23 protein-coding genes and 1 pseudogene are annotated in these 22,441 nt (G+C 49.6%); 22 read left to right on the top strand and 2 right to left on the bottom strand.

Annotation, left to right across the window (positions count from 1 at the left end):
* The first annotated feature begins 11 nt into the window (after positions 1-11).
* The 8 genes from DWZ16_RS11465 (at position 12) to DWZ16_RS11430 (ending at position 7,018) form a co-directional block, all read left to right on the top strand.
* Positions 12-200, top strand: a complete 189-nt coding sequence (locus tag DWZ16_RS11465; protein ID WP_022360416.1) for a Flp1 family type IVb pilin — start codon at positions 12-14, stop codon at positions 198-200.
* Entirely contained in the window at positions 197-2,131 is a 1,935-nt protein-coding gene (locus tag DWZ16_RS11460) for a DUF5702 domain-containing protein (protein WP_243022011.1), read from the top strand. The genes DWZ16_RS11465 and DWZ16_RS11460 overlap by 4 nt, the downstream gene beginning before the upstream one ends.
* A gap of 207 nt (positions 2,132-2,338) precedes the next feature.
* Positions 2,339-3,178: a hypothetical protein gene (locus DWZ16_RS11455; RefSeq protein WP_118522882.1), complete on the top strand. Its 840-nt coding sequence runs from the start codon at positions 2,339-2,341 to the stop codon at positions 3,176-3,178.
* Between the two features lie 45 nt (positions 3,179-3,223).
* Positions 3,224-3,787, top strand: coding sequence for a prepilin peptidase (locus tag DWZ16_RS11450; protein WP_118522881.1), 564 nt, complete (start codon positions 3,224-3,226; stop codon positions 3,785-3,787).
* Positions 3,784-4,176: a hypothetical protein gene (locus DWZ16_RS11445; protein WP_118469388.1), complete on the top strand. Its 393-nt coding sequence runs from the start codon at positions 3,784-3,786 to the stop codon at positions 4,174-4,176. Before DWZ16_RS11450 ends, DWZ16_RS11445 begins: the two co-directional genes overlap by 4 nt.
* Before the next feature lie 13 nt (positions 4,177-4,189).
* Positions 4,190-5,812: a DUF6382 domain-containing protein gene (locus DWZ16_RS11440; RefSeq protein WP_118522880.1), complete on the top strand. Its 1,623-nt coding sequence runs from the start codon at positions 4,190-4,192 to the stop codon at positions 5,810-5,812.
* Between the two features lie 215 nt (positions 5,813-6,027).
* A complete protein-coding gene (locus DWZ16_RS11435; protein ID WP_022360422.1) occupies positions 6,028-6,450 on the top strand; it encodes an HIT family protein in 423 nt (140 codons plus the stop codon).
* A gap of 10 nt (positions 6,451-6,460) precedes the next feature.
* Positions 6,461-7,018, top strand: a complete 558-nt coding sequence (locus tag DWZ16_RS11430) for an RNA polymerase sigma factor (protein ID WP_227589698.1) — start codon at positions 6,461-6,463, stop codon at positions 7,016-7,018.
* 100 nt (positions 7,019-7,118) lie between these two features.
* Here the strand turns inward: DWZ16_RS11430 and DWZ16_RS11425 are convergent, their stop codons facing one another.
* Complete coding sequence (locus DWZ16_RS11425) at positions 7,119-8,186, bottom strand: undecaprenyldiphospho-muramoylpentapeptide beta-N-acetylglucosaminyltransferase (protein ID WP_022360424.1); 1,068 nt, start codon at positions 8,184-8,186, stop codon at positions 7,119-7,121.
* Between the two features lie 175 nt (positions 8,187-8,361).
* Here DWZ16_RS11425 and DWZ16_RS11420 point away from each other — a divergent pair, with 175 nt between their 5' ends.
* Together DWZ16_RS11420 and DWZ16_RS11410 are read left to right on the top strand one after the other, a co-directional pair.
* Entirely contained in the window at positions 8,362-9,039 is a 678-nt protein-coding gene (locus DWZ16_RS11420; RefSeq protein WP_118522879.1) for a hypothetical protein, read from the top strand.
* Between the two features lie 175 nt (positions 9,040-9,214).
* On the top strand, positions 9,215-9,751 hold the full coding sequence (locus tag DWZ16_RS11410; RefSeq protein ID WP_118522877.1) for a DUF6147 family protein: 537 nt from the start codon (positions 9,215-9,217) through the stop codon (positions 9,749-9,751).
* Positions 9,752-9,942: 191 nt separating this feature from the next.
* Here DWZ16_RS11410 and DWZ16_RS11405 read toward each other — a convergent pair whose 3' ends face one another.
* Positions 9,943-10,191, bottom strand: a complete 249-nt coding sequence (locus DWZ16_RS11405) for a TIGR03905 family TSCPD domain-containing protein (protein ID WP_022360027.1) — start codon at positions 10,189-10,191, stop codon at positions 9,943-9,945.
* Positions 10,192-10,528: 337 nt separating this feature from the next.
* Here DWZ16_RS11405 and DWZ16_RS11400 point away from each other — a divergent pair, with 337 nt between their 5' ends.
* The 12 genes and pseudogenes from DWZ16_RS11400 to tkt all read left to right on the top strand — a co-directional run bounded on the left by DWZ16_RS11400 (position 10,529) and on the right by tkt (position 22,376).
* Positions 10,529-11,227 (top strand): 5'-methylthioadenosine/adenosylhomocysteine nucleosidase, encoded by a 699-nt coding sequence (locus DWZ16_RS11400; protein ID WP_118522876.1) that lies wholly within the window; start codon positions 10,529-10,531, stop codon positions 11,225-11,227.
* Positions 11,228-12,053: 826 nt separating this feature from the next.
* Positions 12,054-13,139 (top strand): hypothetical protein, encoded by a 1,086-nt coding sequence (locus tag DWZ16_RS11390; protein ID WP_118522874.1) that lies wholly within the window; start codon positions 12,054-12,056, stop codon positions 13,137-13,139.
* Between the two features lie 126 nt (positions 13,140-13,265).
* The gene (locus tag DWZ16_RS11385; protein WP_107001753.1) at positions 13,266-14,615 is read left to right on the top strand and encodes a glucose-6-phosphate isomerase; all 1,350 of its coding nucleotides are present in this window, start codon (positions 13,266-13,268) and stop codon (positions 14,613-14,615) included.
* A 654-nt stretch (positions 14,616-15,269) separates the two neighbouring features.
* Positions 15,270-15,536 carry a hypothetical protein gene (locus tag DWZ16_RS11375; protein ID WP_107001749.1) on the top strand — a complete coding sequence of 89 codons (267 nt, stop codon included), beginning with the start codon at positions 15,270-15,272 and terminating at the stop codon, positions 15,534-15,536.
* A 45-nt stretch (positions 15,537-15,581) separates the two neighbouring features.
* The gene (locus DWZ16_RS16925; protein WP_347475117.1) at positions 15,582-16,025 is read left to right on the top strand and encodes a hypothetical protein; all 444 of its coding nucleotides are present in this window, start codon (positions 15,582-15,584) and stop codon (positions 16,023-16,025) included.
* 2 nt (positions 16,026-16,027) lie between these two features.
* Entirely contained in the window at positions 16,028-16,675 is a 648-nt protein-coding gene (locus DWZ16_RS16920; protein WP_347475118.1) for a hypothetical protein, read from the top strand.
* A gap of 215 nt (positions 16,676-16,890) precedes the next feature.
* On the top strand, positions 16,891-17,490 hold the full coding sequence (yyaC, locus tag DWZ16_RS11365) for a spore protease YyaC (RefSeq protein ID WP_118522891.1): 600 nt from the start codon (positions 16,891-16,893) through the stop codon (positions 17,488-17,490).
* A 191-nt stretch (positions 17,491-17,681) separates the two neighbouring features.
* Complete coding sequence (locus DWZ16_RS16915) at positions 17,682-18,041, top strand: hypothetical protein (RefSeq protein ID WP_412694337.1); 360 nt, start codon at positions 17,682-17,684, stop codon at positions 18,039-18,041.
* Positions 17,951-18,991: a LysM peptidoglycan-binding domain-containing protein gene (locus tag DWZ16_RS11360; RefSeq protein WP_412694336.1), complete on the top strand. Its 1,041-nt coding sequence runs from the start codon at positions 17,951-17,953 to the stop codon at positions 18,989-18,991. The genes DWZ16_RS16915 and DWZ16_RS11360 overlap by 91 nt, the downstream gene beginning before the upstream one ends.
* Positions 18,992-19,143: 152 nt before the next feature.
* Entirely contained in the window at positions 19,144-19,455 is a 312-nt protein-coding gene (locus tag DWZ16_RS16255) for a hypothetical protein (protein ID WP_243022010.1), read from the top strand.
* Positions 19,452-20,345 carry a DUF5711 family protein gene (locus DWZ16_RS11355; RefSeq protein ID WP_243015339.1) on the top strand — a complete coding sequence of 298 codons (894 nt, stop codon included), beginning with the start codon at positions 19,452-19,454 and terminating at the stop codon, positions 20,343-20,345. The genes DWZ16_RS16255 and DWZ16_RS11355 overlap by 4 nt, the downstream gene beginning before the upstream one ends.
* A 46-nt stretch (positions 20,346-20,391) precedes the next feature.
* Positions 20,392-22,376 (top strand): annotated as a pseudogene (gene tkt, locus DWZ16_RS11350) (transketolase).
* The last annotated feature ends 65 nt before the right edge of the window (positions 22,377-22,441 follow it).

Genomic DNA, 22,441 nt, shown 5'->3' with positions numbered 1-22,441 from the left:
AGAAAAAGTATATGGATAAAGCGTATCTGGTAAGAGAAGTAAAATCGTTTCTGATGGACGAGGATGGTGTGGGGGTCATTGAGTTAGTGCTGATTCTGGTGGTGCTGATCGGTCTGGTCATTGTCTTTAAAAAGCAGATTAATACGCTTCTTACAAATATCTTTAAACAGATCAACAGCAAGTCGAAGGAGGTATATTGATCCGGGCAGAACGGCACATTGAAACAGAAAAGGAAGTTTGCGGGGAGATCACAGTTTTCCTGAGTTTGATTCTGACCTGTATCTGTGCGCTGATGGGCGGGCTGTTTGAGTCCGCCAGGGCAGCCGGAAGCGGCTGGTATATGCAGATGGCGCTCAATTCCTCACTGGATTCTCTGATGAGCTGTTATCACCGGGAGATTTGGGATAAATACCGGATTTTTGTGCTGGAATGTGCGGATAAAGAGCGCCTGGCGGCGGAGATGGAGCCGCAGATGGAAACATATCTGGCGGCAGCGCCCTTTTATCCGGTCAGCGGCGGCAAGGTACAGATCGAAGCGATGGATGCGATCACCGGGCATAAGGGGGATTTCTTTGCGAAGGAAGTTACCGATTATATGAAAGTGGGTGTCTGGACGCTGGAAAGTGAGGAGTCTGAACTGCCTGAGATGGAAAAACGGATGACGGAAGCAAGGGCGGTTCATGGGATTGCGGAAGGATATCAGGAAAATGGCAGAAAAGTGCTGCGTCTGGAAGAGTCGATCGAGGCGATCGGAGCCTGCCTGCAAAAACAGGAGAAACATCTGGAGGAGATGGAGGCAGCGGTCCGCCAGGCGGATGGAAGCTCGTTCTTTCAATTGGCGGAAAGCTTAGAGAAAGAATTAAAGCAGATTCCGGGGCTGGTTGCGGCGTATGAAAAACAGGCGGACCGGCTTGCGAAAGAATTGCAGGGATCGGAGCAGGGGGCGCAGGAAGCCCAGCCGGATCTGGAAGAAGGCTCCTGGGGCATGGTACAGGAGGAGATGCGGGGGTATCGTTCGTATTTGGATGCGGATGGAGCGCGCCGCCAGGAGGTAAAAAAGACAGAAGAGACGGCTCAAGGAAATGAAGAGGTGGTTGCAGAAGCAGTCCGGAAAGGGAAGGAGATACAGGATTATATCGATGATTGGGAGCCTGACGATGAGGACGATGAGCTGGACGAGGAAGCGCTGTGGGCGCCGGTTCTGACGATCACAGCGGGTTTTCAGAAGGATGGACGTTTCCGGGTTCCGGCAGTCCGAGACAAGAAAAAAATGAATGTGCTGGAAGCAGTCAGCCGCCTGTCGGGGACGGATCTGCTGAGTCTTTGTGTGCCGGCGGGAACTGTGATTTCAGAAAACTGGATTTCGACCGCGGCATTTCCGTCGGCGTTGTATGCAGGCGGAGAGAGCGGAAAGCGGGGGACGACTGGGGATGTCTGGACAGCGGGGCTTGAACGGGCTCTTTTAGATGCGTATGCGGCGCATTTTTTTACCCGGTTCGGGCAGGAAAAGACGGGAAGTGTCCATTATGAGCAGGAATATCTCTTACAGGGAAATGCGTCGGAGCGGGAAAATTTAAAACGCACCGTCAATGAACTTCTGGCTGTGCGCGAGGCGGTGAATCTGGCAGCTTTATATGCGGATTCTGAAAAACGGTCGGAGGCGGAAGCATTGGCGCTGGCAATCACGGGGCTGGCGGGAATCACACCGATCACGGCGGCGGCATCCTTCTTTATCATGACAGTCTGGGCGTTTGCAGAGTCGGTGGCAGATGTGAAGGTTCTGCTGGCTGGCGGAAAAATTCCTTTTTTCAAACAGCTGGGGGAGTGGCAGATTTCGCTTTCTGCTCTGACGGAAAAGGGCGCGTCCATCTTTCTGGAAACGGGGACGGATCCTTCATTGAAAAACGGGACAGACGACAGAGGGCTGGACTACCAGGACTGGCTGAAACTCTTTTTTCTGATACAGGGAAAGAGCCGTTTCTGTTACCGGATGATGGATATGATTCAGAACCGCATTTCAGAAAAAGAGCCGGGATTTCGGATGGATCAGTGCCAGTATGGGGTAAGTGTGTCCTATGCGGCACAGGGAACGTTGATACCGCTTCGTAGAACGTCCCAGAAGGAATATTAAACACAATTACAGGGGAGTGGAGGACAGTGTCCTTTTTCAGGAGATGATGCAAGTGAATGTGCCTCTCCAAGTACATAAAGAAAGCCAGTAAAAAAGATGATGACAACTAACCTAACAAAACGAATAAATGAAAGTATCTGTGCGGTCGGGATACCCGTCCTTCGGCGGCATAGAGCCCAAGTAACAAAACGACCCTGGAAAAGGGCATTGTCCTCTGCTTCCCTGTGTGCGAGCCTGACGATTGAGGCGGCGCTTAGTCTGACATTGTTTATGTTTACGGTGATTCTCCTGTCAGTTCCGATGGAAATACTGGATACTCAGAGAAAGGTGCAGACGGTGCTGGAAGTGACGGGGCGGGAACTGGGATGGCAGGTGTATCGTACATCCCATACGGTGCATCCGGCAGAAATGGAGGCGGGAAAAGCGGCAGAGGCAGGAGAAAAGGGAACGGGGGGCTGGTCAGAACTTCCGTCCGGGCTTATCCTGCAGGGATATTTAAAGGAGAAGATTCAGACAGCGGGTGGAAACAAAGTGTCCAATATCCAGTGTGGCGCCAGCCGCGTATCGGAAGATGGAGAATGGATTGACCTGCGCGCCTCCTATCAGGTGCGGTTGCCGTTCTCGGTATTTGCGCTTGACCATGTGACGCTTACTTCCCGGAGCCGGAAGCGGGGATGGATTGGGGCGGAAGGCGGGTATTTCTCAGAGAAAAACGATTCAGAACCGGAGGGAAAATGGGTCTATGTGGGGCGGGACAGTACGCGCTACCATCTCTCGCCTTCGTGCCATTATATATCGAATCAGATCACCGCGGCTGCGTATGCAGATGTAATTTCGGGGGTGCTTAGAAACAGCGGGGGATGCCGTTATAAGGCTTGCAGATACTGTGGAAAGACGGTGTCGGCGGGAGGTCTGGTGTATATTCTTCCGTCCGGCGAGGTTTACCATGGAAAGCAGGACTGTTCGTCATTGGCATATTATGTGCAGAAGGTGCGGCGATCAGAGGTGGAATATATGGGTGTGTGTTCATACTGTGGAAGTGGATAGGTGCGGATGGCGGAAAGAATCAAGGAGGGGTGAGAGGGCGGAGTGATGGAAAACAGTGCAGGGATAAGTTTCATGGGATTTACGCGGATGGATTTGGAAAGTGCAGTATGTTTCCTCTGTGCGGTTGTTTTTTCCCTTTTTCTGATGGTCTTTTCCTGGCAGGATCTTCATAGAAAACGGATACGTGTAAGCTGGCTATATGGATTTGGAACGGCAGGAATGGCGCTTACGATGATACGGTGTGTGCTGTCGGTTATAAAAGATGGATGGGATTGGAAAAAAAGTGTGTTGCAGATAACGGTATGGCTTTTGGGAATGCTGCCGGGGATTTTTTTGTTCTGGATGGAGCGGCAGACGAAAGGTGCGGTCGGACTGGGAGATGGCTGCTTTTTTCTGATCACTGGGTGTTATCTGGGGGGATGGCGGACGCTTGAACTTTTGATGGGAGCTGTATTTGTGAGCAGTCTGGCAGGAGGTGTCTGGATGCTTACGGCACTGCTTGGCGGAAAGGGGAATGGTCTATGGGAGAAAATGCGGAAAAAGAAGCTGCCATTTCTGCCGTGTGTGCTTCCGGTGTGGATTTGGATGCTGATAGCATCTCTTGGATGAAGCGGGAGGTTTCTGCCAGTTATACGGTGGAAGCCTCGTTTGTGATGGCGGTTGCATTCTTTTTTATCGCGGCACTGTTAAATGGGGTGTTTGAGGTGCATGGCAGGATTACGGGGCGTTTTGTCCTGCAGGAGGCGATGGAACGGTGCCTGTATCGGGAGGAAAAAACGTTGCGGGGAGATGGAATGACAGTGGGGGAGATAAGCAGCAGAGCTGGACAGCGCCTGCGTGGATTCTTCCGGTGCGGAGATGCAGTTTTGACGATCCGGGAAGATGGGGGAGACTTGGACGGAAGGGTAAAGAGCAGTACAGAGACGGAGATATCCCTGCGCGGACAGGAGCCGGAGCGGGCGATCCGTTTGCTGACAGTGTTGGAAAATGCAGAGTGATGGAGGATACGGGATGGAGATTCGGTATAGCCGGGAAATGAATCATAATTATATGATAATCGAAGCGCCGGAGAAAGAAACGGGCTATGCGGTACAGATGCTGTCGGCGAATGCCATCGAAGGGCTTTTGAAGTTCCGGGTCCGCCAGACGGAGGAGGCGAGAGAATATTATTATGAGATAACGTCGAGACAGCCGCTTAGACGGGTGTTGGAAAAACGGACCTTGTCGGGACAAGAACTCCGGTCGATTCTGCTTGGTGTGCTGGCGGTTCTGAAGCGGGTGGAAGAGTACCTGTTAAAAGAGGAACAGCTTTTGCTGGATCCGGAATACCTGTATCTGGAACCCGATCATTTTACTGTGGAATTATGTCTGGTTCCGGGGCATCGGGAAGAGGCGCCGCAGGCGCTCTCAAAACTGCTGGGGTATCTTCTGGAACGTGCGGATCATCAGGATCGGGAGGCTGTTGTATTAGCTTATAATCTGTACCAGATTAGTCTGCGGGAGAATTACGGAACGGCAGATCTGCTGCGCCAGCTTTCGGGGGAAGATCGGATCTTTTCGGCAGAAAAACGAAACGAGGATGAGGGGGATCCTGAGACGGCGGGAGTGTGGGCGGATCGGCAGGAGTGGCTTGAAGCGGAGCAAAATCGGAGGGATACGTTGGAATCTCGATCAGGGAAAATGGCTTCTGACACTCAAACGCCAGCCAGGAAGGATTGGAAATATAGGCAGGAAGCGTTGTATCAGGAGAAAACGATGAAAAAGAACCTGGAGTCGGTAGAGAACTCAGATGAAGTGGGGGAAAAGTCTGAAAGGGCAGGTGGAAAACAAAAGGGACAATGGCAGAACAGGTGGATAAAGGTACTTGGAAGCGCGGTGGCAGCTGGCATTGTGTATTGGTACGTGACGGGAGAAATGGATGTATGGCTGTATGCAATCAGTAGCGGCATCGGGGGAATCGTGTTTTTGAGGGAGATGTTGGCAGCCCGCAGAAAATGGCAGGTATATGGTGGCAGGAAGAAAAATCGAGGTCAGGGAGAGGATAGAGAGGAAAGCACGGAAGTGGATCAGGCGGATGAAGCTGGACGAGGTGGAAAAAGCAGTCGTGTGCGGAATGGTGAGAGGAAAGTGATCCAGAAAAAGAAAGAACGGTCTGGGATAGAAGGAACTCTATCATATCAAGACTGGCAGCAGACAACGCCTGAAAACCGCTGGCAGGTCTATCCGGAGAGTGAAGAAGCTTATCGGCAGGAACTTCGAAGAGAAGAAGAAGCACAGATAGAGCGGGCGAGAGAAGCGGGGACTACGCTTCTGTCTGCCTCAAAGAATGGGGAAGGAACGGTGCGCTTAGAGCCGGTGGAAGCCGGAGGAACAGTGATTCAGATTTCCTATATTCCATTTACACTTGGAAAACATCCGGGGCTGTCGGACGCATGTATTGACCGTCCGACCGTCAGCCGTCTTCATGCGCGGATCGATCAGAAGGAGGGCGTATACATTCTAACAGATCTCAATTCAACCAATGGAACATCGGTCAATGGCTATCCGCTTCAGGCAAATGAAACAGTCAGTTTGGGGAATGGGGATTCCATTTATTTGGCGGATGTCGGATATAAATTTTGGGAACACCGATAAATTATCTGAAAATATAAAATAATAACCAAAAACACGAAATTGATGTGAATTATTTTGCAAGTACATCAATTTCGCGTTTCTGCAAATTTACATAGAACAAGCCATGGGGATATGCTATAATAAAGGCACTTGACATGGAAGTTTCAAGCCAAGTGACAAAAGAAAATACCGCTTTTCCAGTGAATGGAGAAGCATAGAGAGAAGGAGAGACCGACATGACAGACAAAGAATGTATTTTTTGTAAGATCGCTGGCGGAGAGATTCCATCCTCAACGGTTTATGAAGATGAAGATTTTCGTGTGATTCTGGATTTAGGACCGGCATCGAAGGGACATGCGCTGATTCTGCCGAAGCAGCATTTCAAAGATTTATGTGAGCTGGATCCGGCGATTGCGGCAAAAGCTCTTCCATTAGCTGGAAAGATTGGTGCGGCGATGAAGAAAGCACTGGGCTGCACGGGGTTCAATGTGGTTCAGAACAATGGCATATCCGCAGGACAGACAGTTTTTCATTTCCATGTACACATTATTCCGAGATATGAAAATGGACCGGATATGGTGACATGGGCGCCAGGAAAAGCAACGCCGGAAGAGCTGGCAGAAATTAGTAGCTCCATCCGCGAAGAACTGACGCGATAGGAGTTTGGATATGCACCATGAGAATGAAAAAATGGCGCTTTTTGAAGCGCTTTACAGAGAGTACCTGGTACCGCTGAAGAAATATGCGTATAGAATTGGAGTAGGGTACGATGACATTGAGGATATGGTGCATGAAGCTTTCATTGAATATTACAAGCGCTATTCGTTAGATCTGGATCATAAAGTAAAGTTGGTTTTACTGATCCGCATTTTACGGAGCAAGTGGATCGATAATCGGAGGCAGATGCGGCGCCGCGAGATGCTGCATCTGGAAGATCCGGATGCGGAAGAAGAGATTATGAACCTTCTTTTGGAAGGGGAGATAGGAATTCAGCTTCTGGATCAGGAGGTTATCGATAGGGATATCTATTGGAACGTATGGAAGATTGTCAAATCTATGAAGAAGGACTGGCGGGATGTTTTGATTCTCCGTGTTCTGGAGGGATTGACGGCGGAAGAAGCCTGTGCGGTTTTGAAAATCAAATCAACGGTATGCTGTACACGTCTTTACAGGGCAAAAGCAGAACTGCAGAAGCGCGTGTTGAGGGCAAAGCTGTTTGATATTTAAAAATCACATCGAAGCAGAGCCGTTTCGAATCTGTCCGATGTGATGATAAGCTTACATATTCAGTGTTTTAGTCTTGTACTATACAAACGTAGCAATGTTACTAACTGCGTGTGCAATCATGAATCAGCCCCATGATGGTTTTGACAGCATTGTTTAAGTGGCTTTCAGACATTTTATCAATGAACTGCTGGCGATTTTTATAGGTCTCTTCGATTGCCTGGCTGAGAGTATCTGCGGTTAAAACTTCTTCTTCCAGAACGGTGCTGAATCCCTGTTTTGCAAAGGAGTTGGCATTTAAGATCTGGTCGCCGCGGCTGGCAGCAGCCGACAGAGGGATCAAAATGTTCGGTTTGCGGAGTGCCAGAATTTCGCAGATGGAATTTGCGCCCGCGCGGGAGATGATCAGATCTGCCGCTGCAAAGAGATGGCGGAGTGGTTTATCCACATACTCATACTGAACATATCCTTCGGTGCCGATGAGAGACTCATCCAGATTGCCTTTTCCGCAGATATGTATTACCTGATAGGTTTTCAGAAGCTGCGGAAGAATGCCGCGGACAGCCTGATTGACCGTGACGGAGCCGAGGCTTCCGCCGATGATCAGGATTACTGGGCGATCGGCAGAAAGATGGGCGTACTGGAGTCCCGCCAGACGATCCCCGTGCAGAAGCTCTTCACGGATCGGGGAACCGGTCAGAACCGCCTTATCTTCCGGAAGATATTTAAGTGTTTCCGGAAAGTTGCAGCATACCTTGGAAGCGGCTGGAATACAGATTTTATTTGCCAGTCCTGGGGTCATATCGGATTCATGGATGATGACAGGCACTTTATAATGCTTGGCAGCCAGAACGACCGGAACAGCGACAAAACCGCCTTTGGAAAAGACGATATCCGGTTTGTATTTTTTCATAAGCTTGCGAGCCTCAAAGTATCCTTTCAGAACGCGAAGCGGATCTGAAAAATTCTTAAGGTCAAAATAACGGCGCAGTTTTCCCGATGAGATTCCATCGTAAGGGATGCTGGCTGCCTCGATCAGGCGGCGCTCAATGCCGTTATAAGAACCAATATAGTGAATCTCAAAGTCTTCCTCGCGCAGTGCCGGAAGCAGGGCGAGATTCGGTGTAACATGACCTGCAGTACCACCGCCGGTCAGAATGATTTTTTTCATAGTAGTTTCCTCCACACATCAGCCGCTGGTTACGGTGTGAGGGGACAACCATAACCTGAAAACAACTGTTTTTATGCTTTATCATACCCGCAAAGGGTTACATTTAGTATAGTAAACGGAAAAAAAGAAAAGTCAACCTAAAAGTTAGGACGAGGACAGATAGGAGGGATAAAAAGTGAGCAGAAGCCGGCGCGGAAAAAAAGCTGGAGAAGATGCAGAGCGCCTGCTGCAGGAAGCGTTTGGAGTCAGCGAAGATCAGCTGTTGAAGGATTTTATCCTTGCACAGACGGAAGTAAAAGACAGCGACATACCTCCAGAACCAGAAGACGGCTTTGAGAGGTTGATGGCAAAGTTAGAAGCGGAGGTGGGAACAAGCCCGGAAAGTGAAAAAGAATCATCCAGTGAGAACATTGTCAAACTGCACGAAGAAGCTCGCAAACCACGCCGGTTGAAAACGATTGTGAAAGTTTCTGTAGCTGCCGCCGCTATCGCAGTGATGGTTGTGGCGATGGGGATTTCGGCTGGGGCGAAGAGGGAGTATCGGTATGTGGTGCGGGAACGGGATAGTGTGCGGAGTGATATTGTTTTAAATAATGTCAAGGCAATTTCCGGAGAGGATGAACTAGATAAAGTATATACAGAGATAGCTAGAAAAACAAAAATTCAAGTCATGAAATTAGCTTATATACCTAAAAATTTGGAATATGTGAAAGCTGATATAGAAGAAACAAGATCAGTTATGTATTTTAAATATGGGGAATATAAAGTGAAATTGGTGCAACAAACAGGAGATGTTGGAAATTCGGTAAGTGTTGTATCAGATAGAAAAAAAGAAAAAAGTGTCTATAAATGAATTTTTGAGAGCAAATATTATTATAAACAAAGCTATCATAGATACAGGAAAGATAGAGTATAGTTCTTATTATGAAACAGGAGATGCTTATTACCAGATTTCTGGAGTAATGCCACAGAAAGAATTTTGTAAAATAGTTAAAAACCTTTGTTTGGAAGGAAATTAGGGAGGATTTATGAGAAGAAAAATTTATACATTAATTTGCGCTGGATTTATTATGGCAATGGCAGCGATACAGGTTCAGGCGGGTGAAATAAAAAATATTGATGGTTTTTCGATTGAAGTAGCTGATTATAATACGACTAGGTTGTTGGATGAAAATTCTGCGGAGGGAGTAGCTGTAGGAATAGAACCGAGGGGAAGCATTATTGATACCGCAACAACACGTATTAGCAATTTGGGGAAAGGTGATATTGGTATCATTATTGAAACATTAGCTCATATAGAGTGTGATAAAATCAAAAATATTGCAATACTGCAAAGACAAGAGGACGGTAAATGGGTGGAGGTTTCAAGATATATATATGATGCCAAAAAAGAAGATTTTCCAACAGAAGATTTATCAGGAATGACAAATGAATTTACTGTGAAAAATCAAAAGACGGGTTATTATTATAGAGTAGTTGGCGTTCATTATGTAGAGTCAAATGGAAAGGGACAGTCCTTTATGACAAAAACAGAGGGAATCAAAATCACTGAATACGGCGACTAATTCTAAACGGGGACAGTGTTACTAAATCTATATTTGCAACACGAAATGGTATGAAAAAAGCGATCACATAAATACCCCCACCTGCAACCATCCAGGAATTTTTGGATTCAAAATTCCAGATGTTTTCAGGTGGGGGTTTAAAATGGTTTTTCACTATGTCGGCGGGTCTGAAAGAATCTACCAAAAGATACTTATTTCACGTTCGCCTTATACTCCTTCAACGCCTGTGCCAGCTGATCCGGGCAGGAAGTTGGGCGGAAGCCGCACTGGATGCCTTCGATGCGGGAGATTGCCTCGTCAATATCCATGCCATCGATCAGGCGGGCAACGCCCTGTGTGTTGCCGGAGCAGCCGCCGACGAACTGCACATTCTTTACTTTATTATCTTCTACTTCAAAATTAATCTCACGGGAACAGACTCCCTTTGTCTTGTATGTCATGATAAAACCTCCTCAAATGGTAAAATGGTATGAGTTTTAATCTGCTGTGGCGGGAATCCACCGCAGTAAAATGATTATAGTCTGTCAGCAAAGGTGTTGTCAAGATAACAAAAATCCAGTATACTTTTTGAGAAGATACGGTGTTATTGTTTACAGGTAGGAATTTTCTGAACTGAAAATTCCGTACGATACTGTTCTGGCAGTGGATTTTGCTGATTTGGAATGCGAAGCATCAGCAAAATTCTGTTACAGTTTGCACAACGTGTGAACTGTGAAGATACGGTCGCGTTAAAAAGGATAGAAGGATGAATGATAGAAAAAACAGGAGGACAAACAGATGTTAGGAATCATCGGAGCGATGGATGAAGAGGTGGCTCAGATCAAGGAGAAAATGACAGATGTCACCGTGACAAGTGTAGCCGGTATGGATTTTTATCAGGGCAAACTGGGCGGAAAGGACGCGGTTGTGGTTCGCTCTGGTATCGGCAAGGTAAATGCGGGTATGTGCAGTCAGATTCTGGCGGATCGGTTCCATATCAGTGCGATTGTGAACACAGGTATCGCCGGTTCCCTGCGCGCGGAGATTAACATTGGCGATATCGTTGTATCGACGGATGCGGTGCAGCATGATATGGATGCGAGCGGATTCGGATATCGGATCGGACAGATTCCGCGTGTAGATACCTTTGCATTTGAGGCGGATGAGAAGCTGCGCGAGCTGGCGATTGAGTGCAACCAGAAGGTAAATCCGGAGATTCAGGCATTTCCGGGACGCGTGGTAAGCGGAGATCAGTTTATCTCGGATAAGGCAAAAAAGGAGTGGCTGATCGGGCAGTTTAGCGCAAGCTGTACCGAGATGGAAGGCGCAGCGATTGCACAGGCGGCATATTTAAACGGAATCCCGTTCCTGATCATCCGTGCCATTTCGGATAAGGCAGATGACAGTGCGGGTATGGACTATGCGGCATTTGAAGCGCAGGCGATCAAGCATTCGGTAAACCTCTTATTAGAGATGGCATCTCGTTATGAGGCATAATTAAATTCATAAGCACGAAAATTTGAAAAGAAAAGTTTTGTAGGAAAACAGCAGTTACAGTAATTTTTCTTGGTTTTGGATGAGTAGAATTAATAAAAATTAAATCCTGTTTATCTAATGTGTGAATTATGAATGATATTGCTTGCGTGACATACTCCCTCCACTTAGCTAACGCTGGAAGTGGGGGGCTTCTCGTTCGATTGCCCTATTGGGCAAAGCATAGGCGAGCTATCCCCGTGTGTCCCACGGTTCTGTTATTATGAGCGGAACTGTTTCGTATCTACGCAGTCCCGAACAAAATCTGCGTTTTTTGGGGGAGATCAGGAGATTTTTCTTTCTGTATCAAGTTCAACTCCCGATATTTTCAAGCCTTTTCTTTTGCTTTCGGCTGATTATATTATAACACAGGAACACTCGTTTGTCCATGCCTTTTAGAACGTTTGTTCTCACGTGTTTATTTTCATTTATGTGCACAGATATGTGCAGTTTTAATATGCCAGATATTGCATGATTTTCCCAAAAGGCAATTCATCTCACCACCTAGAGAGGATGGGAGAATTCTTGCAAAGTGTTGTTAAACCCCCATTAAAAATCGAATTAAGGCAGAATTTGACGAACGATTTTCCCCTTTCTCATCTTCACAAAGACTCTTTCGGTGGATATAATAAAGCCACGATGCAGACGGGATTTGACAGGCGCAAAAAACAGAATGTGAAAAGCAAAATGTGAAAAGCAAATTGCAAGAGACAAACTGCGAAGCGCCTAAACCTGACCTGTGGCAAGCCACCCGGAAGTGATCCGGAAGTAGAGAAAGGGGAGCTTTTTTATGCTGGAATTTTTACAAACTGGAAAAGCGCTGTCCGTTCTTGCGGCAATCGGAATGATCGGATTTGTCAGCAAGTTGATTACACGGAGCCTCTACAAAAGATTATTAAAAGAAACTGACAACATGGCGATGACCCGGAACAAGAATCTTCAAAATCTGAAGCAGCGGTTGGAAAATACCTGCCGTTTGGGACAGAACATCGTGAACACGCAGGCATATCTGGACAAGCAGATTGACGGATTTTCATTTTTACATATTTCGCTGGATGCGTGGAACGGCGTGTCAATGGAAATGGTGCTTTTAGGGCTTCTGACCGGAGCAGCGGAGGCATTTCTGGCGTACTGGTATGAGCTGGATGCGAGCTATATTGTGCTGTATGCGTCGGCAGCTGTCATGAGCGGTCTGTTTCTGGCATTTATCGATAGCTGTTTCCAGATTGACCAGAAACAGCAGCGGCTGGAAACGGCGCTTTTGGAGTATGTGGATAATTCGGTGTTCCTTCGGGCGGCACGTGAGAAGGAGACGCGCGGACAGGAAATGTCCGGAGCCTCTGGAGTATCCGGCGGAGTTGCTGGCGTGGACTCGAATGTGCGGGAAATGCCGAAATGGCTGCAGAGTACTCTGCGGGCAGATCGCGGCGTGAGTGGTCGGGATGATGCTGAAACGGATAACCGGGATCTGGGAGAAACGGAGTTTGAAAAAGGAAAATCGCGGACAGCGATGAGAGTGAATCCGTTCCGTGAGCGGGATGCACGGGCACAGAATCTGATGCGGGCAGTTCGCACTGCACCGCGCGAACCGGAGGAACGGGACAAGCATGAGACAGATGGGCATCTTACGGATCGCCGGATGGTATCAGGAAATGAAACGGAAAACAATACGGGTCCCAGGCAGGAAGCGAAGGAGCGTTCCGGCGACAAGGAAATGGAGTATTTGAAGCAGAGCCTCGACCAGATTGCAGCAAGCCGGGATACGCGGAAAACACGAAATGGCGAGGCAAATGCGGGTGACTGGATGAAAGGTTTGAGCCGCGAGGAGGCGCAGGTTCTGGGGGATATTATGAGGGAGTATTTATCGGGGTTGTAAATGATGATTCCAACTGAAAACTGGTTGCACACGGGTGTCCAGATTGCTATAATAAAGATAAGTTAAGTTTTTGACAAAGTAATCACGCCGCCTGCGGACGGCTGAAATGCAAAGGAGAGGAAACATATGGGAAAAGATGTGATCTTTGATTATTCAAAAGCAGCTGCATTTATTCATGAGGAAGAGATCGCCGGTATCAAGGCGGGCGTGCAGGCGGCAAGAGAGACGCTGGTAGAAAAGACCGGCGCGGGCAATGATTTTCTTGGATGGATCGACCTTCCGGTGGACTATGATAAGGAAGAGTTCGGACGCATCAAAAAAGCAGCGGAGAAGATTCAGAAGGATTCCGATGTCCTGCTGGTAATCGGTATCGGCGGTTCGTATCTGGGCGCAAGAGCGGCGATCGAGTTCCTGTCCCATAGTTTTTACAATAATCTTCCGAAAGAAAAAAGAAAAACACCGGAGATTTACTTCGTTGGCAACAGCATCAGCAGCAAATACATCCATGATCTGATGGATTTGGTCGATGGAAAAGATTTCTCTATCAATATTATTTCTAAGTCCGGTACGACAACGGAGCCGGCGATCGCATTCCGTGTATTTAAGGAGATGCTGATTGAGAAATATGGTAAAGAAGAGGCAAACAAGCGAATCTACGCGACGACAGACCGGGCGCGGGGAGCACTCAAGAATCTGGCAAATGAAGAGGGCTATGAGTCCTTCGTGGTTCCGGATGATGTTGGCGGTCGTTTCTCCGTCCTGACGGCAGTCGGTCTGCTTCCGATCGCGGTCAGCGGCGCGGATATAGATGCGTTGATGCAGGGCGCGGCAGACGCGAGAAAGAATGCACTGGAGACTCCGTTTGAGAAGAATTCTGCTCTGTTATATGCGGCGGTCCGCAACATTCTGCTCCGGAAGGGAAAACAGGTCGAGATTGTGGCAAACTATGAGCCGAGCCTGCACTATGTATCGGAGTGGTGGAAACAGCTCTACGGCGAGAGCGAGGGCAAGGATCAGAAAGGTATTTTCCCGGCAGCGGTTGATTTAACGACCGATCTTCATTCGATGGGTCAGTTCATCCAGGACGGCGCGAGAATCATGTTTGAGACAGTTCTGGAAGTGGCTGAATCTCCGGCGGAGATCATTTTGAAGAAAGAAGATGTTGACACGGACGGTATGAACTATCTGGCTGGCAAGAGCGTGGATTTCGTCAACAAGAGTGCGATGAACGGCACGATTCTGGCACATACCGACGGCAGTGTGCCGAACCTGAAAGTGACGATCCCGGCGATGGATGCGTACAGCTTAGGACAGCTCTTCTATTTCTTCGAATTTGCCTGCGGCGTCAGTGGATACCTTCTGGGCGTCAATCCGTTCAACCAGCCGGGCGTAGAGAGCTATAAGAAAAATATGTTTGCATTGCTTGGCAAACCGGGCTATGAGGAAGCGAGAGAGGCGCTGCTTAAGAGACTGTAAGGAGCGGGTCTGTAAAAGAATATGCGTTCTGCGGCGTTCACTCTGGCATGTTCCATGAAGGAAACTGCAGCCCAGATCTACACATAGAAAATGGAACATAGAATAAAAAACGCTTTTATCAGCAAAAACTGATAGAGGCGTTTTTTTATAATATCGGAGTGAGATATTTTATACGGGAACTTTTAAAACCCTTGCCGGAAACGGGAAGGTCTTCACTGGAGGCAAAAGTACCTGCGGTGAAGCGTAGAACCTCATGTGTTTATGCAGATTTAAGAAAGCTTTATGTAGAAGTAAACAATTTAAAAGCGGCATAAACGCAGGCAGATATACAGCGGACTACCTGTAATGTGGAAACCAGCCGTATCCGGCATGGGAAAAGTGCGTATCCGCACAAATTCTAAGTTACTGGCGTATCCGCCGATATTTAGTCTTGCCGTTTAAAACGGCTGAGAAGCATGTGACTTTAGCCATGTGAGGTTCACAATGGGAAGTGCTGCACGATGACACAGTGGCAGTGAATTTTGCCGAAAAGCCCCGCCTTGTCAACTCTTAAAAAAGCTGATATACTGGACATAAGATTGTGAGAAAAGATGTCCGGAGAGAACATCCGGACACGGTAAAAATGAAATTTGACAGCGGGAAAGGAACGGCAGGATGTTTCGTCTTTGGGGAAAAATGATGAAGGAAAACCGGATGCTTAGGGATATTGTGATCAGCAACGGTGATTATACAATGTCGAGAACGGCGATGGTGTTTGACGCGATCGACCAGATTTGCTATGCCTTTGATCTGGGGCATCCGGTCTGGCTGGATAAGACGATCGAGGAGTTCAAACGCCACGATAAGGCGCGTTTTACCCAGGACAACTTTATCGAGAGCATCGATTTCGATTATCTGGAGATACAGGTGCTGGAAGAATAAAGGGCAGGCAGCCGTTACAAAAAGACAAAGACCGGGAGGGGCGAGATGGCACAGGCGATAACGGATGTGAAAACATTTCTGGAAGACGCCAGACAGGCAGTGGTGGAGCTGGCGGAGTTTGAAAAACAGGAGGAGACGCTTGCTCAGGAAGAGAAAAAGCGTCTGCGCGTGCTGGAGACGGAGCGGAAAGCGGTGGCGGATGCCGTGAATTCGACCGTGAAAAAGCGCCGGGATGAGATTGAAAAAAGCTATGACGATGAGCTTGGGAAGCTGCAGGATAAGCTGAAACGCACGCGGACACGCCGCGAAAAGGCGAAAAACCAGGGCATCAAGGAGCGGATTAAGGAAGAAACGCAGGAGCTTCACGCGCACAACCGAGAGCTTGCCGTGCGGATGCGGACGCTGTTCCAGTCGGATCGTGTTCCATTTGTCTGCAAAAGCCCACTGTACTATGCGCTGTATTTCCCGAGGGATTCAAAGAATTTCTGACGGTGTTGATTACCTTTGCGATCTGTTTCCTGTTGATCCCGTGCGGCATCTACAAGCTGCTTCCAGAACAGAAGACTTTATACCTGGCGATGATCTACGGCGTGGATGTGGTTGTTTTTGGCGGACTGTATATCCTGATTGGAAACTGGACGAAGGATCGCCATCTGGCGGCGCTGCAGGAAGGACGTTCGATCCGCAGTCTGATCGCGGCGAACAACCGCAAGATCGCGGTGATCACCTCCTCGATCCGTCGGGATCGCAGTGAAGCGCTCTACGATCTGGAAAAATACGACGATGAGATCTCCCAGATGGAGCAGGATCTGGAGGAGACGGCGAAGAAGAAAAAGGACGCATTAAACACCTTCGAAAATGTGACAAAAACCATCCTGACCGATGAGATCACCAGCAACAGCCGTGCAAAGCTCGAACAACTCAAAGAAGGTCATCAGGAGGTCGAGAGCCGCCTGCACTATACCGAGACGGTAATCAAGGAAAAGAGAATCTTTATCACAGATACCTACGAGTGCTACTTAGGCAAGGAATTTCTGAATCCAGAAAAGTTGGACGCGCTGAAACATATTCTGGATAACAGCACAGCCGTTAATTTAAGCGAGGTCATCGCAGAATACCGCGAACGCGGCGGAAAGTAAACTGTGGAAATTATTTCATAAAAATAAATAATTAGATATAGGAACAACCAGAAAAAAGATGTGACACCGGGCGCTGTAAAGCTGCCTTCTGTCACATCTTTTTTCGTCCGTGTATATATCCTTCAATTTTCGCATAATTTCCTGCCACCCTGCCTATAATAAAGGTAAAACAACCCCTGTCCAACAGGCAGGGAGAAAACAGGACGGTGTGGGAGATGAACAGACGGGGACGCAGCCGGTTCGGTGGCAGTCCGGAGATATATTACTACAATTCAGCCCGCCGGGACGCGGTGGGAGAGTTGGCAGGGCAGTTAAGTGGGCTGATTCAGGAAGAAATGACCCGAAGGCATAAAAAGAAACTGGTTTTCCTCTGCATCGGCACGGATCGCTCGACCGGAGACAGTCTGGGACCGTTGATCGGATATAAACTCAAACAGGAACGGCGGCGCGGTACGCTGGTATTCGGAACACTTGATCGCCCCGTGCACGCGATGAACCTGGAACATTACGTACAGGTTTTAAAAAATGGGTACCCGGATGCGTTGGTGGTGGCGGTCGATGCCTCGGTTGGCGATGAAAACCACGTCGGCTATGTCACGCTGGGGCGTGGGGCTTTAAAGCCGGGGCTTGGCGTCTGCAAGGAGCTTCACGCGGTCGGAGATCTCTTTATCACCGGGATCGTGGCGGGCTGCAGCCATTACGATCCGATGATGCTGCAGAGTATCCGCCTGGCACTCGTCATGCAGCTGGCAGACTGCATCAGCGCGGGGATCGGGCTTGTCGAAAATTTTTGCCTGGATGCTGCCTCCGTTTGACAAATTTTGCATGCAATCGGCGTTATGATAGGCGGAAAGAAATTCATCATACTCCTGAAATTACGGAAAATCATGTTACTGTATTTGAGCAGGTATTTTCAGCACTGAAAATGCTGCACGGTGCAGCAATCAAATCATGGAAGCAAGTACAGACCCGGTTTCAGGAGAATCTATCATAGCGGGGTGAACATATGGGAGAATATTCTGGTTCCCGCGCAGAACTGCCGAAAAATATCCGGCAGATCGGCGAGCGGGATGAGGTGGTCCGGTTGTATGTGGAGGATTATGTAAACACGTATTTGAAACAGGTATATCCATCCGGCGGACCGGGACTCCGGGTCGGGCTGCTGCTCGGAAATTCGGATCCACAGCAGGAGGTTCCGTGCCTCTTTGTGGACGGGGCGCTGGAGATGGAGGAGGTTGTGCCGTCCGGGGAGAAGATTGTCTTTTCGGAGGCGGCATGGAAAAAGGCATACCAGCGGATGGAGGAGACATTTCCGAAAAAGACCGTGCAGGGGTGGTTTATCTGCGGCGCGCGGGGTGTATGTTAAGTCCCCTGACCTACTGGCGGCTGCACAAGCAGTATTTCGGTGGGAAAAACCAGCTTATGTACATAAACAGCGGCGTGGACGGTGAGGCGGCATACTATGTGATGTCGGAGGACGGGTTTTACCGTTTGAAAGGATATCATATATACTACGAGAAAAACCAGATGATGCAGGACTATATGATTCTGCGGAAGGACGCCCGCCGGGTGGAGACAGGCACCGGCGATCGGGTGATCCGCGATTTCCGTAACCGGATGGAAGAGCGGCAGCAGGAGGCGGCGTCGCGTTACGGGACGATCCGGGCGCTGGGGACGCTGTGCGGCGTGCTTTCGGTCGCGGTGCTTGCCGGCGGCGTGGTGCTTTTCGGCAATTACCAGAAAATGCGCGAGATGGAGAGTGTGCTGGTATCCGTCCTTCCGGATGGTGTGCGGGGCACTGCGGACGGGAAAGAGGCGGTCACGGTGGAACAGCTCCGTGGCAGTGTGACGCCGCTTGAGAGCGGCGAGGCCGGCGCGGATGTGGATGCAGACGGAACAACAGCGGAGAACGGAGGACAGGCGCATAAATGGACACTTGAGAGCGCGGCGGATGGAGACACAGAGGGCACTGCCATAGCAGGCAGACAGAATGGACAGGCTTCCGGCGGGCAGAGCGAAGAGGACGGAAAAATGGCGGAGACGAAAGCCCCGTACATTTTGCCGGAGCCGGAGGCACAGCGCGACCTGCCGAATCCGGGCGGCAATTCGACGGCGGGACAGGACTATCCGGTCACAAACTTGAAGCCCGGCGGCACGTACACGGTCGGGGACGGGGAGACGCTCTATGGGATCTGTTTTAAGCTTTATGGCAATATCCGTCATCTGGACGATATCCTTGCGGTCAACCATCTGACCGATGAAAACCGCATTATCGCAGGGCAGACGCTGGTGCTGCCGGATGTGTCCGGAGAATAGCAAAAAGATAATGCCAAACCATCTAAAATAGTGTATAATCAAGATGGCAGTCCAGCTACAGGAGATAAAAAAATGAGTGAGATGAACCGATTGAACGGGAACAGAAGAAAAAGCAGCTGAGAGGGCGTGTGATCGACACCGCCACGCAGGACATGTTTCCCCGCCGGGGCATAAGCCACGGGGAAAATGAGGAAGAGGTGGCGGAGAAAGCCGAGCGCCATTCCAGACGGAAACGTCTCCGCAGGGTGCTGACGGCGGTGTTAATCGCGGCGCTTTTGGCGGCTGGTTTTATGTATTATAAAGATAACCATGCCTACACGGACTATACGGTGGCGTGGGAAAAAGAGATTGCGGCGAGTGAGAGCAGCACGACGGAATTTGTCCCGTTTGGGGAAAATGTCCTGAAATACACGAGGACGGAGCTTCCTATCTGGACAAGTCCGGCAAGGCGGTCTGGTCGATGAGTTATGAGCTGAAATCACCGATCTGCTATGTTAACGGCGATTATGCCGTGATCGGGGACCAGCAGGGCAATGATATTTATATTGTGGACAAGACCGGAAGCCAGGGACAGGCGACGACGCTTCTGCCGATCCTGCGCGTCAGTGTATCGGCATACGGCATCGTGGCGGCGCTGGTGGAGGACAGCAATGCTTCGTATGTGACCTTTTTCAAGAAAGACGGCAGCGAGCTTGACTGGGCGATCAAGACGGTTATGTCGGGAAATGGTTACCTGATGGACGTTTCCTTATCGCCGGATGGTACGCAGGTCATGCTTTCCGACCTGTATCTGCAGGACGGGGCACTCAAAAACCGGATTGTATTTTACAATTTCTCCGAATATGGAAAGAATTATCCAGACCGTCTGGTCGGAGGTTTTGATGAGCTGGGAGACAGCATCTGTCCGCGCGTCCGGTTCCTCGACGAGGATCACGCGTGTGCATTTGCGGATGATCAGGTGGCATTTTTCTCTTTGGAAAATGTAACAAGCCCGGCGCTGGTGCGCCAGGCGGAGATCGACGGGGAAGTCCGCGGCGTGGCATGGTCGAAGGACTATGTGGCGGTCATCTCGGACAACACCGAGGGCGGAAGTGAGAGCCGTTTGAGCATGTTTAAATCCGATGGAACCGCTATGGGTACGGCAGATTTCTCGTATTCGTGGCGTAACATAAATATACAGGGCGATTTCGTCATCCTAAATAACGAAAATTCCTGTCGGGTCTACAGTCTGTCCGGCAAGGAGCGGTTTGCCGGGGAGTTTGATTTCTCTGTGGCGCAGGTAACACGCGGCCGCGCGTTCAATTCACTGATTATCAGCGGCGGCGACCGGATGCGCGAGATCCGCCTCAAATAACACACGTTTAGTTTTTAAAATTAAGATACATAGCAGGAGGTTACTTATGAATCAGATTGACACATTATCCGTAAACGCGATCCGGATTTTATCCGCAGACGCAATCCAGAAGGCAAATTCCGGTCATCCGGGACTTCCGCTGGGATGTGCAGCAGCGGCTTATGAACTGTGGGCACATCATATGAACCATAACCCAGCTAACCCGAAGTGGGAGAACAGAGACCGTTTCATCTTATCCGGCGGTCATGGTTCCATGCTGCTGTACTCTCTGCTGCACCTGTTTGGCTACGGAAATCTTTCCAAAGAAGATCTGATGAACTTCCGCCAGTTAGATTCCAAGACTCCGGGACATCCGGAATATGGTCATACCGTTGGCGTTGAGGCGACGACCGGTCCGCTGGGCGCAGGTATGGGTATGGCAGTCGGCATGGCGATGGCTGAGGCACATCTGGAAAGCGTATTCAACAAAGAAAATTATCCGGTAGTTGACCATTACACCTATGTATTGGGCGGCGACGGATGTATGATGGAAGGCATTTCCTCTGAGGCATTCTCTCTGGCAGGTACCCTGGGACTTTCCAAGCTGATTGTTCTCTATGATTCCAACCGCATCTCCATCGAGGGAAGCACCGACATCGCATTCCGTGAGAATGTACAGGAGCGTATGCAGGCATTTGGTTTCCAGACGATCACGGTAGAAGACGGCAATGATATCGACGCGATCGGCAAGGCGATCGAGGCTGCAAAGGCAGATACCGAGCATCCGTCCTTTATCACCATCAAGACGCAGATCGGCTTCGGCTGCCCGGCAAAACAGGGCAAGGCGAGCGCACACGGCGAGCCGCTGGGCGTGGAGAATGTGGAAGCACTCAGAAAGAACTTAAACTGGCCGAGCGAAGAGCCGTTCTTCGTACCGGAAGAGGTATACAAAAACTACTCCGAGATCGCAGAGCAGAAGGCAGAGGTAGAAGCTGCATGGAACGTGATGTTTGCCGCTTACTGCGAGGAATATCCGGAGATGGAAGCGCTCTGGAACCAGTATCACAATGCAAAGGCGGGCGAGGCGCTGAAAGATGACGCCGGATTCTGGGCAAAACAGGAGAAACCGGAAGCAAGCCGTGCGATCTCCGGACGCCTGATCAACTACATCAAGGATGTTCTGCCGAACCTGTTTGGCGGTTCTGCTGACCTGGCACCGTCCAACAAGACCAACATGAAGGATGCGGGCGACTTCTCCAAGGAGGACAGAGCTGGACGTAACCTGCACTTCGGTGTCCGCGAACTTGCGATGGCAGCGATCGGAAATGGCATCATGCTGCACGGCGGTCTGCGTGCGTATGTATCGACCTTCTTTGTATTCAGTGATTACTGCAAACCGATGGCAAGACTGTCTGCACTGATGGGCGTGCCGCTGACCTATGTATTTACGCATGACAGCATCGGCGTTGGCGAGGATGGACCGACCCATGAGCCGATCGAGCAGATGGCAGCGCTGCGTGCGATGCCGAACTTCCATGTATTCCGCCCGTGTGATGCGACCGAGACAGAGGCAGCTTGGTACAGTGCTGTTACTTCCGAGCACACACCGACCGCACTGGTGCTGACCAGACAGAATCTGGAGCCGATGGCAGGCAGCAGCCGTGAGGCATTAAAGGGCGGCTACATCATCGACGACTGCGAGGGCACACCGGAGTTAATTCTGATTGCCAGCGGTTCCGAGGTAGCTCTGGCGGTTCATGCAAAAGAGACTCTGGCAGCAGAAGGTCAGAAAGTCCGCGTTGTATCCATGCCGTGTATGGATCTGTTCGAGGAGCAGAGCGAGGAGTACAAGGAATCCGTACTTCCGAGAGAAGTACGCCGCCGTGTAGCAGTAGAGGCGCTTGGAGCTTCGGCTGGGACAAGTACACCGGCTTAGACGGCAAGATCATCGCGATGGAACGTTTCGGCGCCAGCGCACCGGCAGGGCTTCTGTTCAAGAAGTTCGGCTTTACCGTTGAGCATGTGGTAGAGGTGGCTAAGAGCCTGAAATAATGCTGATTTTGGTAAAAAAATAAGATAAAAGACAGGCACCTGTCTGTCGGTAGAAAAGAATGCGG

Origin of the sequence: Clostridium sp. AF29-8BH (assembly GCF_003478145.1) — a bacterium.
Taxonomy (GTDB): domain Bacteria; phylum Bacillota; class Clostridia; order Lachnospirales; family Lachnospiraceae; genus Otoolea; species Otoolea fessa.
The sequence above is the reverse complement of the archived record's forward strand: the minus strand, read 5'-3'. Positions and strand labels throughout refer to the sequence as shown.